At 70.7% G+C, this 12,943-nt stretch carries 10 protein-coding genes; 6 read left to right on the forward strand and 4 right to left on the reverse strand.

Annotated elements, in window-relative coordinates; translation table 11 throughout:
* Nucleotides 1-49 precede the first annotated feature (49 nt).
* Nucleotides 50-889 (forward strand): AAA family ATPase, encoded by an 840-nt coding sequence (locus WME89_RS39915; RefSeq protein WP_437620036.1) that lies wholly within the window; start codon nucleotides 50-52, stop codon nucleotides 887-889.
* A gap of 2 nt (nucleotides 890-891) precedes the next feature.
* Nucleotides 892-2,106 carry a vWA domain-containing protein gene (locus WME89_RS39920; RefSeq protein WP_438004825.1) on the forward strand — a complete coding sequence of 405 codons (1,215 nt, stop codon included), beginning with the start codon at nucleotides 892-894 and terminating at the stop codon, nucleotides 2,104-2,106.
* A 45-nt stretch (nucleotides 2,107-2,151) separates the two neighbouring features.
* Here the strand turns inward: WME89_RS39920 and WME89_RS39925 are convergent, their stop codons facing one another.
* The 4 genes from WME89_RS39925 to WME89_RS39940 all read right to left on the reverse strand — a co-directional run bounded on the left by WME89_RS39925 (nucleotide 2,152) and on the right by WME89_RS39940 (nucleotide 7,751).
* On the reverse strand, nucleotides 2,152-2,841 hold the full coding sequence (locus tag WME89_RS39925; protein ID WP_438004826.1) for a sensor histidine kinase: 690 nt from the start codon (nucleotides 2,839-2,841) through the stop codon (nucleotides 2,152-2,154).
* A gap of 119 nt (nucleotides 2,842-2,960) precedes the next feature.
* The gene (locus WME89_RS39930) at nucleotides 2,961-6,014 is read right to left on the reverse strand and encodes a TIGR03960 family B12-binding radical SAM protein (protein WP_438004827.1); all 3,054 of its coding nucleotides are present in this window, start codon (nucleotides 6,012-6,014) and stop codon (nucleotides 2,961-2,963) included.
* 205 nt (nucleotides 6,015-6,219) lie between these two features.
* Nucleotides 6,220-7,413, reverse strand: a complete 1,194-nt coding sequence (locus WME89_RS39935) for an alpha/beta hydrolase (protein WP_438004828.1) — start codon at nucleotides 7,411-7,413, stop codon at nucleotides 6,220-6,222.
* A complete protein-coding gene (locus WME89_RS39940) occupies nucleotides 7,410-7,751 on the reverse strand; it encodes a hypothetical protein (RefSeq protein ID WP_438004829.1) in 342 nt (113 codons plus the stop codon). The genes WME89_RS39935 and WME89_RS39940 overlap by 4 nt, the downstream gene beginning before the upstream one ends.
* Before the next feature lie 714 nt (nucleotides 7,752-8,465).
* Here WME89_RS39940 and WME89_RS39945 point away from each other — a divergent pair.
* The 4 genes from WME89_RS39945 to WME89_RS39960 all read left to right on the forward strand — a co-directional run bounded on the left by WME89_RS39945 (nucleotide 8,466) and on the right by WME89_RS39960 (nucleotide 12,747).
* On the forward strand, nucleotides 8,466-9,269 hold the full coding sequence (locus WME89_RS39945; protein WP_438004830.1) for an RNA polymerase sigma factor: 804 nt from the start codon (nucleotides 8,466-8,468) through the stop codon (nucleotides 9,267-9,269).
* The gene (locus WME89_RS39950; protein WP_438004831.1) at nucleotides 9,262-9,408 is read left to right on the forward strand and encodes a hypothetical protein; all 147 of its coding nucleotides are present in this window, start codon (nucleotides 9,262-9,264) and stop codon (nucleotides 9,406-9,408) included. Before WME89_RS39945 ends, WME89_RS39950 begins: the two co-directional genes overlap by 8 nt.
* A gap of 263 nt (nucleotides 9,409-9,671) precedes the next feature.
* Nucleotides 9,672-11,123 (forward strand): DUF1592 domain-containing protein, encoded by a 1,452-nt coding sequence (locus WME89_RS39955; RefSeq protein ID WP_438004832.1) that lies wholly within the window; start codon nucleotides 9,672-9,674, stop codon nucleotides 11,121-11,123.
* Between the two features lie 64 nt (nucleotides 11,124-11,187).
* Nucleotides 11,188-12,747, forward strand: a complete 1,560-nt coding sequence (locus tag WME89_RS39960; RefSeq protein ID WP_438004833.1) for a DUF1552 domain-containing protein — start codon at nucleotides 11,188-11,190, stop codon at nucleotides 12,745-12,747.
* Nucleotides 12,748-12,943: the final 196 nt, after the last annotated feature.

Consider the following 12,943-nt stretch of genomic DNA (forward strand, 5'->3'; position numbering starts at 1 on the left):
TCCGGCGGCGAGCTCCGCCGCGCGCGCCGGCGGGGTGCTACCGTTCGGCATGTCCGACTTCCGTCGCTTTCGCGGCACCGAACGTTACCTCACCAACGAGGCGCTCGAGGCCGCCGTCAACTGCGCGCTGGTCCTGGAGCGGCCGCTCCTCGTCAAGGGAGAGCCCGGCACCGGCAAGACGCTGCTCGCCGAGGCCATCGCGCAGAGCCTGTCGGCCGAGCTCATCCCGTGGCACGTCAAGAGCACCACGCGAGCCCAGGACGGGCTCTACGTCTACGACACGGTGCAACGGCTCTACGACTCTCGCTTCGGCGACGGCGACGTGCGCGACATCCGCCGCTACATCAAGCTCGGCCCCCTCGGGAAGGCGTTCAGCGCGGAGCGGCGGGTCGTGCTCCTCATCGACGAGGTCGACAAGGCCGATCTCGAGTTCCCGAACGACCTCCTCCACGAGCTCGATCGGATGCGCTTCCGCATCACCGAGACAGGCGACGAGATCGCCGCCCGGGAGCGGCCGGTCGTGATCATCACCAGCAACAACGAGAAGGAGCTGCCGGACGCCTTCCTGCGCCGCTGCGTCTTCCACTTCATCGATTTCCCGGAGGCGGAGTTCATGCGGGAGATCGTCCGCGTCCACCACCCCGACCTCGACCGGACGCTCGCGGAGCAGGCGATGCAGGCCTTCTACGAGATCCGCAAGAACGGCCGGATCCGGAAGCGGCCCTCGACGAGCGAGCTCATCGACTGGATCGCCGTGCTGCGCCGGGCGGGCGTGCAGGAGGTGAAGCTCGACAAGACGCTGCCGTTCCTCGGCGCGCTGCTCAAGAAGGAGCAGGACCTGGTCGCCCTCGCCGACCAGCTGGCCGGCGGCAAGCGGTACAGGTCGTAGCGATGTTCATCGAGTTCCTCTACGAGCTCCGGGCCCGCAAGGTCCCTGTCGGCGCCCAGGAGGCCGTCGGCCTCGCGCAGGCGCTCGCCGCGGGGCTCCACGACAGCTCGCTCGACGGCTTCTACAACGTCGCGCGGGCGATGCTGGTCCACTCCGAGGCGCACCTCGACGACTTCGACCTCGCGTTCGCCGAGCACTTCCGCGGCGCGCACGTCGAGGCCAAGGCGGTCGCGGAGGAGCTCCTCTCGTGGCTCCGCGATCCCATCAAGATGCGCGCCCTCTCCGAGGAGGAGAAGGCGATGATCGAGGAGCTCGACCTCGAGGAGGTGCTCCGGCGGTTCGAGGAGCGCCTCCGCGAGCAGCGGGAGCGCCACGACGGGGGCAGCCGCTGGATCGGGACCGGCGGCACCTCGCCGTTCGGCCGCGGCGGCTACAACCCGAGCGGGATCCAGGTCGGCGGCTCCGCGGGCGGGCGGAGCGGCGCCGTGCAGAACGCCGACGCGCGCCGCTACCGGCCTTATCGGAGCGATCTGACGCTCGACGTGCGCCAGATCGAGGTGGCGCTGCGCAAGCTGCGCGCCTTCGCGCGCGAGGGCGGCGACCGCGAGCTCGACATCGAGGCGACGATCGACGCGACGGCCAGGAACGCGGGCGAGATCGAGGTCGTCACGAGGCCCCCGCGCCGGCCGAACACGCGCGTGATCCTGATGATGGACGTGGGCGGCTCGATGGACCCCAGCGCCGCGCTCGTGTCGCAGCTCTTCAGCGCGGCGAAGCGCGCGACGCACTGGAAGGAGCTCCGGAGCTACTACTTCCACAACTGCGTCTACGAGAAGGTCTACAGGACCGAGGGGCTCCTCGACCCCATCCCGGTGCGCGAGCTCCTCCACGAGTGCGGCAAGCACTACAAGCTCGTGATGGTCGGGGACGCCTCGATGGCGCCCTACGAGCTGCTCGGCTCGGCGGGCTTCGGCGGCCCGGGGCCCGGCGGGTGGCAGGCCTCGTTCGAGTCCGACGCGCGGATGCCCGGCGTCGCCTGGCTGATGATGCTCCGCGACCACTTCGACCGCGCCGTGTGGCTGAACCCGGACGGGATCAGCCCCTATCCCCACCCGACCGTCGACGCGATCAAGGCCATCTTCCCGATGTTCGCGCTCACGCTCGAGGGCCTGGGAGAGGCCGTCACCGAGCTCGTCCGCGGCCGCGGCCGTGCTTGATCGACGCGCGCGCCGTCGGCGTCGCGGAGAGGGGCTCCCCGCGCGCTACGCGCTGGGCAGCCACATGCGGAACGCCGTGCCCCGGGAGCAGCCCGCCGTCGCGGTGATCTCGCCGCCGTGGGCCTCGATGATGACCCGGCTCAGCGCGAGCCCGAGGCCGGTCCCCTTCACCTTGGCGGTGACCAGCGGCTCGAAGAGGCGGTCGACCACGCACGGGTGGACGCCGGGGCCGTTGTCCTCCACCTCGAGGTACGTCCGCTCGTCGCCTCGCCACGCGCGCGTGACGATCGAGCCGCCGGGCGCGTTGTCGAGCGCCTCGATCGCGTTGAGGTAGAGGTTCGAGAAGACGCGCTCGAGCAGGATGGGGTCGCACAGGAGCGTGAGCTCGGCCGGCGCGACGGCGACCTCGAACCGGACCGCCGTGGGCAGGACCAGCGCGTGGCGGGCGCTCTCGATCAGCTTGCCGACGGGCGCCGGCTCGCGCCGCAGCGGCTCGCCGCGCGCCAGCCCGAGGACGCTGCCGATGACCTCGTGCGCCTTGCGGATCTCGCACGTCACCCGGTCGAGGTGGCGCAGCAGGCGAGGCCGATCGTCGAGGTCCCGCTGCGCCAGGAAGAGCGACGACTCCGCGACCGCGAGGGCGTTGCGCAGCTCGTGGGCGACGCTCGCGCCGACCGCTCCCGCCGCGGCGAGGCGCGCGGCGCAGCATTCGGTGTCGTGAGCCTCCTTTGCCATGAATACGAGCGCAGCGTAGCCGATCCCCGCGCGATCGCCCGCGCGGTTGGCGGTCGATGCGCGTCGATGCGCCGCGTCCTGCGAAGGATCTTTACGATGGGACCGTCACCCTGGCTGGCTCACCCGGCGTCGGCCGCGAGCGCGGCGGACGGCGCCCGCTCGGGCGCGGATTTGACGCGGCGCGCCCGCTCGAGATCGAGGAGCGAGAAGCGCTCGGGCAAGGCGGAGCCTGACGGCGCGGCGCGTCCGAACAGCTGAAGCCGCACGGCGCGGTGCGGCGGCGGCGTGATCGCGCCCGGCGCCTCCCCGGGCTCCCCGAGGATCACGGCCGCGACCTCGGACGACTTCACCGCGCCCGAGCCGCGGATGTCGACCTCGACGTCGAGGGCGACGAGGTCGCCCACGAGCCCGGCGCGCGCGAGCGCCGAGAGCACGTCGGGCCCGCCGACCTCGGCCCGCACGAGGTACTGGCGCACGTCGACCATCTTCGCGAGCCGGTCGATCTCGCGGCGGATCGGGAGCGACGCGGCCGAGAGCGCGGCGCTGCACCGGGCGGCGAGGGTCGCCTCCGCGTCGACGCCGATGGCGGAGCGCGCGAAAGCGAGCGCGTAGCGGGCCCCGGCGATCAGCTTGCTCACGGCGGGGTCTTCGGGGCCGAGCTGCGCGGCGCCGCGGAACACGAGCCCGCGCGGGCTCGCAGCGGTCATCGACGCGACGAGCGCGTCGAGCGCGGCGGGGTCGAGGTCGCGCTCGAGACGGAGGTCGACGTACTCGTCGAGGCTGATCACGCCGAGCGAGAGCGCCGGCGAGAACGTCATGTCGGGCTTCGGGTGAAAGCCAGCGGTGTAGGTCATCGGCGCGCCGACGCGCCGGAGCACGCGGGGCAGCTCGCGCACGACGTCGAGGTGGCCGAGCAGCGCCACCGGTCCGGCCTTCTCGAAGCGGAAGCGGTAGCGGAAGCCGCCGCGCCCCTTCGGCGCGGGCGCGGTCCGCTGCGCGCGCCGGGGCGCCTCTGCCTCGGCGCGGGGCGGCTCCGCGTCGCCGGCGGGCGCCGGCTCGCCAGGCAGGTCGGCAGCGGGCGCCGTCGCGGCGGCGGGCGCCGTCGCGGCGGCGGGCTCCGTCGCGGCAGCGGGCTCCGTCGTGGCAGCGGGCGCCGCGGCACCGGGCGCCGTCGCGGCAGCGGGCGCCGTCGCGGCGGCGTCCGTGAGGACCGGCAACGATCGCCGGTGGGCGCCGAGCCGGTCGAGGAAGGTCAGCCGCTCCTCGCGCATCTGCGTCATGTCGCAGGCGACGCCGCAGTCGTAGCAGACGAGCCGGCGCGTATCGGCCGTGGCGTCCTCGAGGTTCGTGTGGTGCACGAACGCGCCGGCGACCTTGCCGCACGGCGGGCTGAGGCGGTTCTGGAGCGCCTTCCTGTACTCCCGCGCGAGGAAGCCCTCCTCAAGGCCGACGTCGATGTGGTCCCACGGCAGCCGCGCGGTCACCGGCAGGGTGCCGAGGTACTTCTGCCGGTCGACGCCCACGTGCGTGAACGCCTCCTCCCACATGGACAGCTTGAGCTGGTCGTCCCACGAGTCGAAGCGGGCGCCGCTGCGCCAGGCCCGCTCGAGGACGTCGGCGAGGGGGCGGTCGCCGCGGGCGAAGATGCCCTCGAGGACGCTGGCGTGGGCCTCGTGGGTCTTCAGCTTGACGGCGCGGTAGGGCCGCACCGCGTCCCGGAGCAGCTGCTGCTTGCGCGCGACCTCGGAGAGCGTGTCCATCGCCGCCCACTGGAAGGGGGTGTGGGGCTTCGGCACGTGGGTCGAGACGCTGACCGTCACGTCGGCCGGCTTGCCCCTGCCGGCCGCCTTCCTCCCGGCGCCGGCCGCGCGGGCGCCTGTCTCGACGATGCCGCGCACGTCCTCGTCGGTCTCGGTCGGGAGGCCGATCATGAAGTAGAGCTTCATCTTGCCCCAGCCGCGGCTGAACACCCGCTCGGCCGTCTCGAGGAGCTGCTCCTCCGTGACGTTCTTGTTCACGACGTCGCGCATGCGCTGGGTCCCCGCCTCGGGCGCGAAGGTGAGGCCTGTCGCGCGCACGCGCTTGAGCTCGTCGAGGAGATCGGGCTCGAGCCCGTAGGCGCGCAGCGACGAGACGCCGAGCGAGATGCGCTCCGCCGTGAGGCGGTCGGTGACCTTCTTGATGAGCGGCGAGATGCAGGACACGTCGGCCGTCGACAGCGCCGTGAGCGACACCTCGTCCTGGCCGGACTTCTGCACCGCGCGCATCACCGTGTCGACGATCTGCTCGGGATCGCGCTCGCGGACGGGGCGGTAGATCATGCCGGCCTGGCAGAAGCGGCACCCCTCGGTGCAGCCGCGGGCGATCTCGATCGACATGCGGTCGAAGATCGCCTCGGGGCCGCCGGTCGGGCTCTCGTCGGGGAACGGGTACTGGTTGAGGTCGACGAGGGCGCGCTCGACCGGGAACGGGATGCCGGAGACGAGCGGGCGGTCCACGATCTCGAAGCCGGTGTCCGGGTCGAGGCGGGTCGCGTAGAGCGAGGGCACGTAGATGGCGCCGAGGCGCGCGATCGCGATCAGCCGCTCGCGCCGCGGCACGCCCTCGCGCTTGAGCCGGGCCCACGCGAGGGCGACCTCCGTGGCCTTCTCCTCGCCGTCGCCGATGACGAGGGCGTCGAGGAACGGCGCGATCGGCTCGGGGTGCGTCGCCGTCGGGCCGCCCGCGATCACGATCGGGTCGTCCTCGCCGCGGTCCGCCGCGCGCAGCGGGACGCCGCCGAGGTGCAGCATCGTGAGGATGTTGGAGTAGGTGAGCTCGAACTGGAGGGAGAAGCCCACCACGTCGAAGTCCCTGAGGGGACGCGCGGACTCGAGCGAGACGAGCGGCAGCCCGCGCTTCACGAGCTGGGCCTCCATGTCGACCCACGGCGCATAACAGCGCTCGGCGAGCGTGCGCGGGTCGTCGTTCAGGAGCTTGTAGAGGATCTTGAAGCCGAGGTGGCTCATCCCGATGTCGTAGACGTCCGGGAAGGCGAGGCAGACGCGCGCCTCGACCGACGCCCAATCCTTCACGACCGAGCCGACCTCGCCGCCCGCGTAGCGCGCGGGCTTCTCGACCTGATCGAGAAAGGAGGCGTAGGGGTGGTCGGCGAGCAGGGGGAGGCTGTCCATGGCGCTCCGGCGCGTAGCATGGCGGGCGCGTGGCGGCACCCGCGGGCCACGGGTTCCTCCGGCGGGTGGGCGCCTCGGGCAGGCTCGGCAGGGCGGGGTCACCGCCGCGGGGCGGCCGAGCGGCGGCGCAGCCCGGCGCCTCGCGCGGATCGCCGCCGGCCGGCGGCGGCCTACATCACGCTGGCATGCGCTGGACCACCGCGCGTCAATCGACCGGATAGCCCCGCCACATCCAGCGCAGCGTGTCGGGGAGCGTCTGCCTGAGCACTCTCCCGTCGCAGTGGCTGGCGCCCTTCGCGTAGACGAAGCGGTAATGATACCCCTTCTCCTTGAGGATCGCCGCCACGCGCTGGTTCGCCATCACCCAGTTGTGGTGGCTGGCTTCATCGCGGGTGCTGCCGAGGTCGTTCTCGCCGACCTGCAGGAAGACGCGCAGCGGCTTGACCGGGTTGTCCCGGATGAGCCCCTCCGTGTACTCCCAGGCGCCGTCGGGATACTCGGCCTCGGTGGGCGCGCGGGGGTTCTGCTGGTCGACGAACGTGCCGGAGTAGGTGACGATCTTGCGGTAGGTGTCGTGGCCGAACCAGCCCATGGTCAGCGCCGCCGCCCCGCCCGAGCTGCATCCGTACGTGGCGCGGCCGTCCGGGTTGCTCGTGAACTTCAGGTTGGGGTACGCGGCGTGGACGGCCTGGTCGTTCTTGACCGCCTCGAGGAGCTCCGTATCGACGAACCTCTGATAGGCGTCGGACATGGTGTCGTATTCGAGCCCCCGCTCGCTGCCGTACGAGTCGCCCCCTCCGTTCGCGGCGAAGATGGCGATGACGCTCGGGAAACGGTTGTTCGGGTCCGCGACGAAGTTGTTGATCGTGTTGATGATCTCGTCCCTGTTGGTCGCGTCCTGGACGACCATGAACGGCGCCTCCGCGCCGTCGACGTACGTCGCGGGGATCGCGACCTCCACGCGGCGGTTGAAATCCCCCTTGGCGTTGTCGTTCAAGGTCGGATCGTGGCCGGTGAAGATTTCGCTGTCCCGGGACGACATGGAGAGCGTGAACGTCCGCCCCCTGGGAACGCCGTCGATCCTCTTGATCTCCGGGGCGTCCTGGTAGTCAGGCCCGATCTCGAAATCGCCGTCGCCTTCGGTGCCGACCGGATCGACCGTCCCGCCCTGTCCTCCCCCGCCGTTCGGGTTCGGGTCGTCCGTGCCGCCCGTGCCCGAGGTGCTGCCGCTGCTGCTCGAAGAGCTGCTGCTGCTCGAAGAGCTGCTGCTGCTCGAAGAGCTGCTGCTCCCCTTTCCTCCGCTGCCGCCCGAGCCGTCGGCGGCGTCGTTGTCGGACCCGCAAGCAGCGATTGAAAGCGCGACAAGGAGCGAGATACTGCATGTGATCGAGCGGGTCATGGATCCTCCTGGGATTGGGTTGCGTTACGCTGCTGAGCAAATAATCTCGTCGACTTGCCACGAGCACGACGTTCGCCGTGATCGGCGAGAGCGGCAGGCGCTGCGCGAGCCCCGAGGTACGGGCTGCTCTTCAGGTACCCGTCGAGGTCGTCGTGGCCGAGGACGATGTCGCCCACCCTCCCTGTCTTGTCGGGGGCGTGGAGCTCGGTCACCGTCGCGCCGCAGGTCATCACCTTCGCGACCAGGCCGTTCGTGTTCGTGAGCGTGTAGAGGACCACCTCTTTACCATCGGCGTCGCCGAAGGGCGCCCTGGAAACGGAAGCGGGCTTTGCGTTCACGGCTTCACCACCAGGTGGCTCGGATCTGGCGGCCGGGGCCGCTGAAGAGGCGTCCGTCGCGGGGGCCGCCGCCGGCGCAGGCGGTGCCGCCGCAGGGGGCGCGCGCGACGGCTACCCGGGACAAAGCGGAAGGACACGCCCTGAGCACAGGTTTGTGAGCGTTCACATAATCCATGTCAACCCAAATGAACCGGCGCGAGGCGAGCCTCGATCCCGAAATTGGAATCCACGTTGAACAATACCGTGGGCCTGCGCCCGCCGTCGTGACGCGCCGCTCGGAGGAGACTCGCCAGCCATCCGATGTCGAGCTCGGCCGCGGAGGGATAGATCGTCGTTGACATCAGAAATGTGAGCGCTCACAATCTGACCTACTACTTCGGCTTTGCCCTGATGAAGGACAGCGAGTTCTCAGGTCGCTCGTCGCGCAGCTCGAGACCGGCTCGCCGAGCTTCAGCGCCGATCTGGCGCGCCTGGCCGCGGACCCGCGCGTGGTCGGCTTGAATGGTTTCTCACCGCTGATTTGACGCCGCCCTCTTCGCCTCGCCGCGCGCGAAGGCTGCCGCGTCAACATCATCGCGGCGCATTGATGATTGCGACAGGTCTGCCCTCGAGCGGCACCGGGGCGAGCTCCGACGCGACCGGCGCTCGCCCTGGCTGACCGGATTCTCGTGCGGAGACGGCGCGGATCGGTCGCCCGGAGCGCAGGCAGCAACCATGCGAGAAGCGGTGCCCCTCTTTGAAGAATCGAACCCCCACGTCTTCCGGCACGCCTGGTTCTCGGGGTGGACCGAGGCGCTCCCCAACGCGGACCTGCTCGGCGCGAGCGGAGAGCTCCCCTCGCCGCGCGGGCGAGCTCCACGCCTCGCTCGCCCGCACGGCGAGGTGCAGCCCGTGACCGCCCGCGCGGCGGTCGCTCCGTCGACGGCTCCGCCCGCCGACGTGGTCTCCGCCGTCCCCGAGGCCGACGTACAGGCCGCTCTGCTCGACTTCGCCAAGCTGTACCGCAAGCTCTTTCCCCTCGTCGGGCGAACCGTGCGTCGCCTCGGCGTGGAGGCCTCGGCGCACGAGGACGTGTGCCAGGAGGTGTTCGTCGTCGTGTACCGACGGCTCCCGGAGTTCCGGGGCCGCTCCTCGCTGAAGACGTGGATCTTCGGGATCGTGGTCAACGTCGTGCAGGCGCACCGGAGGTCGCTGCGCCGCCAGAGCCCGACCCACCGCGGGCCAGAAGAGATCGTGGATCCCGATCAGCTCGCAGGGCCGAGCAACCTCAGCCCCTACGAGGCCATGGCGAGGGCGGAGACCGCGCGCGTGGTGCACGACCTCCTGGCGTCGCTCGACGAGGAGAAGCGCTCGGTGCTCGTCCTCGCCGAGCTGGAAGAGATGCCGCCGGCGGAGATCGCGCAGGGGACCGGGGTGAACATCAACACCGTGTATGCGCGGCTGAGGGCCGCTCGACAGGCGTTCTCCGACGCGGTGCAGCGCCACCACGCCAGGATCCGAGGAGGCCGCCATGGATGACCTGGGCGCCGGCGAGCAGGCGATCGCCATCGATGGTGGACTCATGCGCCCCACTGCGATCTCGACGTCCACCCCACACCCGGGCAGCCCGAGGAGGAACACCATCACCGTAGTCTTCCACGCACAGGACACGTCCTGATCTTCGTGTGGCCGCGAGGTCGATTTGATCACGAAATCCGAGCTCACCGGTCACAAGGAACCAACAGCCGATTTCACACGCGGGAGCCCATGATGACGTTCAGATTGGACCGAGTGTTCGCAGGTCCCTGGCTCGCTGCCGGGGGATGCCTCCTGAGCATCTCGTGCACTGGCACCCTCGGGAGCGATAGCGCTCCGGAGCGGAGCGATGGCGCTCCGGAGCAGGGCGCCGACATCGCTGTAGATGCGATGCCCCTGCACCACATGACAGCCTCGGAGTACAATTCCACGGTCGCCCACCTCCTGGGAACGAGCCAGAGGCCCGCGGACGGCTTCCCGGCCTTCGGCGCGAAGGGCTTCGACGCGAACGTGAGCGCGCTCTCGAACCTCTCGCCGGTCCTGGTCCAGGGGTATTACGACGCCGCCAGGGACCTCGCCGAGGACGCGTTCTCGGACGAGGCGCAGCGCGCCAAGATCCTCGTGTGCGACCCGGCTCAAGGCGCGGACGGCGTGTGCGCGCGCGAGATCATCGAGCGCTTCGGGCTGCGCGCGTTCCGGCGCCCGCTCGACGCGGCGGAGGTCGATCGGTACGCGGCGCAGTACACCAACGCGCGGACCGCCCTCGAGATGTCCCCCGTCCAGGCGGTGCAGCACGTCGTCCGGACCCTGCTGACGTCGCCGCATTTCCTCCTCCGGATCGAGCTGGGCCCCGACTCGGCGAGATCGCCGGGCGCCCTCAACGGCTACGAGGTCGCGTCGCGCCTCTCGTACCTGCTCTGGAGCTCGCTGCCGGACGAGGAGCTCTTCGACGCGGCGGAGGCCGATGAGCTGGCCACCGAGGGCGAGCTCGAGCAGCAGGTGGACCGGATGCTGGCCGACCCGAAGAGCGCCGCCTTCTTCCAGAACTTCTTCGGGCAGTGGCTCGGCACGCGCACGCTCCCCAGCCACAACGCCGACGCGACCCGGTTCCCGAGCTGGAACGACGAGGTGAAGGACGCGATGCTCGAGCAGGTCAACGCCTACTTCGCGAGCTTCACGACCGGCGGGCGGCCCTGGTCCGAGTTCCTCACGGCGCCCCACCCGGAGAGCAAGCTGCTCGAGCCGCTCTACACGAACGACCCCGAGGGCGGGCGCGAGGGGTTCCTCACGCTCCCCGCGTTCCTGACGCTGTCGTCGCGCGCCGACCGGACCTCTCCCACGTCCCGCGCAAAGACGATCATGGAACAGCTCTTCTGCGTGCCCATGGCGCCGCCCGCCAACGTGGACATCCCGGAGCTCGGCGCCGCGGGCGGGGACGAGGCCCCCGTTCTCAATGTGCGCCAGGAGCTCGAGAAGCACCGCGCGTCGCCCGACTGTGCGAGCTGCCACGACGTGCTCGACCCGATCGGGCTCAGCCTGGAGAACTTCGACCCGATCGGCGCCTACCGGACCGCGTACCCGAACGGCGACCCGATCGACGCGACGGGGGTGTACGGCGGCGTGACGTTCCAGGACATCTCCGGCCTCGTGCCGGCGCTCATGGAGGCCGCCCAGTCGGGGACGTGCCCCTCCGAGCAGCTCTTCAGCTATGCCCTGCGCCGACGCCCGAGCGGCGAGGACAGGACGCGGCTCAAGGGGATCACCGCGCGCTGGGGCGGCGGGACGGTCGCGGATCTGGTGAAGCAGGTGGTGATCAGCGAGGCGTTCCGCCTTCGAGCGAAGGGCGAGGGGCGGTGAGGCCGCGCGGGTTGTTGCTGCACGAGACGAGGCACGAAGGAGCGATGCGCACATGAAACGCTTGATGACACGCAGAAATCTGTTGCGCGGCGCGGGCGTCTGCCTGGCGCTGCCGTGGCTCGAGAGCCTCGCGCCGCGCGGGGCGCGCGCAGGGGAGCCCGGCACCCCGAAGCGCTTCCTGCTCTGCACCTTCCCGAACGGGGCGCCCCATCACTGGTGGGAGACGGCCCCGGCGTTCGGAAAGACGTTGAAGGGCGCCGACTTCAAGCTGCCGAGGGTGCTCGAGCACTTCGCGCCGGTGAAGTCGAAGATGCTCATGATAAGCCGCCTCGGCAACTACACGTGGAGCACGGAGCAGCACCCCTACATCGAGCCTTCCCACTCACGCCTCGGCGCGGCGCTCTCGACCTGCGTGGACGCCGATCAGATGGGGAGGGAGGCGCGCCAGGACCTCGGCGAGTGGGTGGGCAACGGCGTCTCGGTCGACCAGCTCATCGTCCAGAAGGCAGGCCCGGAGCAGGCGACCCGCATCCCGTCGCTGCAGACGGGGCTCGGGGTCAAGCCCGGCTTCTTCGACCAGCGCAGCTACGCCTACAACCAGGTCGTCTCCTGGAAGAGCCCGCGCGAGCCGCTGAAGCGCTCGGTCAACCCGAAGGCGGTGTTCGACGCGCTCGTCGGCGCGGGCGCGGGGTCCGCCGTGCCAGGGCAGAGCGACGAGGAGGCCAGGATCGAGGCGGAGCGCCGCGCGGCGACCGAGAAGAGCGTCATCGACGGCGTGCTCGCGGACGCGAACTCGCTCATGAACCGGGTCGGCTCCGGCGATCGCAAGATCGTCCAGCAATACCTGGACTCGCTGCGCGAGATCGAGAAGAACGCGACCCGCGTCGAGTCGACGATGACGCCGACGACCCTGGGCTGCAGCCCGATCAGCCAGCCCGGCGTGGTCCCCGAGCCGCCGGGCCAGGCGGAGGGGCTCAACGAGAACGACAACACCGGAGCCGGCCCGTACAAGCACGAGGATCACGCGAAGGTCATGATCGACCTCATCGTCATGGCCATCCAATGCGACGTGACGCGCGTCATCACCCACATGCACGACGACATGCGCTCCGAGTTCGAGTATCGGTGCATCCCGGAGGACGTCCGCGCCAAGGTGGGGCTCGCGTACAGGAGAGAGAGCAGCCTGCACTACCACTCCGCCCAGCACGCCGCCGGCAACCTGGACCGCGCGACCCAGGACGGCCAGTACAAGATCATCACACAGAGCAACCTCGACTACGCGGCGATCAACTGCTGGCTCAACCAGAAGAGCGCGGAGCTCGCGCAGCGGCTCGACGCGATCCCCGAGGGCGACGGCACGGTGCTCGATCACTCGGTCATGGTGCACATGAGCGAGATGCGCTCGCACGATCACGACGGGTACGACCTGCCCATCGTGCTCCTCGGCGGCGACGGCGTCTTCTTGAACGACGCGCACGTCGCCTACGGCGCCCTCGGCAGCGATCGCCAGCTCCGCGATCTCTGGTTCACCATCATGAACCAGTACTACGGCCTGGGCGTCTCGTCGTTCGGCGAGGATCGCCGCGGCCAGCCGAACGCGCTGCTCGAGGAGATCCTGCGGTAGCGCGGTCCCCCCGTCGGCGCCGGCGCTCCACGGCGACCTCCACGAGGAGCTTCTTCACGGCATCTGCTCCAGCGCGGTGGCCACGGGGTGGGCCGAGGCCGGCCGATCGCGGCGGTCGCACGCGCCTCGGGCCGCCTCGGCGGGCGCCGCCGGCACCGGCGCCCGTCGAGGCCGCTCGCGCCTTGGCGGCGCGGCG

It is taken from the genome of Sorangium sp. So ce321, from assembly GCF_051530195.1.
Taxonomy (GTDB): Bacteria; Myxococcota_A; Polyangia; order Polyangiales; family Polyangiaceae; genus Sorangium.

Bases quoted from the DNA above. Each gene is read 5' to 3' on its own strand.
- WME89_RS39915 (WP_437620036.1), top strand. From the start codon at position 50: ATGTCCGACTTCCGTCGCTTTCGCGGCACCGAACGTTACCTCACCAAC.
- WME89_RS39920 (WP_438004825.1), top strand. From the start codon at position 892: ATGTTCATCGAGTTCCTCTACGAGCTCCGGGCCCGCAAGGTCCCTGTC.
- WME89_RS39925 (WP_438004826.1), bottom strand. From the start codon at position 2,841: ATGGCAAAGGAGGCTCACGACACCGAATGCTGCGCCGCGCGCCTCGCC.
- WME89_RS39930 (WP_438004827.1), bottom strand. From the start codon at position 6,014: ATGGACAGCCTCCCCCTGCTCGCCGACCACCCCTACGCCTCCTTTCTC.
- WME89_RS39935 (WP_438004828.1), bottom strand. From the start codon at position 7,413: ATGACCCGCTCGATCACATGCAGTATCTCGCTCCTTGTCGCGCTTTCA.
- WME89_RS39945 (WP_438004830.1), top strand. From the start codon at position 8,466: ATGCGAGAAGCGGTGCCCCTCTTTGAAGAATCGAACCCCCACGTCTTC.
- WME89_RS39950 (WP_438004831.1), top strand. From the start codon at position 9,262: ATGGATGACCTGGGCGCCGGCGAGCAGGCGATCGCCATCGATGGTGGA.
- WME89_RS39955 (WP_438004832.1), top strand. From the start codon at position 9,672: ATGACAGCCTCGGAGTACAATTCCACGGTCGCCCACCTCCTGGGAACG.
- WME89_RS39960 (WP_438004833.1), top strand. From the start codon at position 11,188: ATGACACGCAGAAATCTGTTGCGCGGCGCGGGCGTCTGCCTGGCGCTG.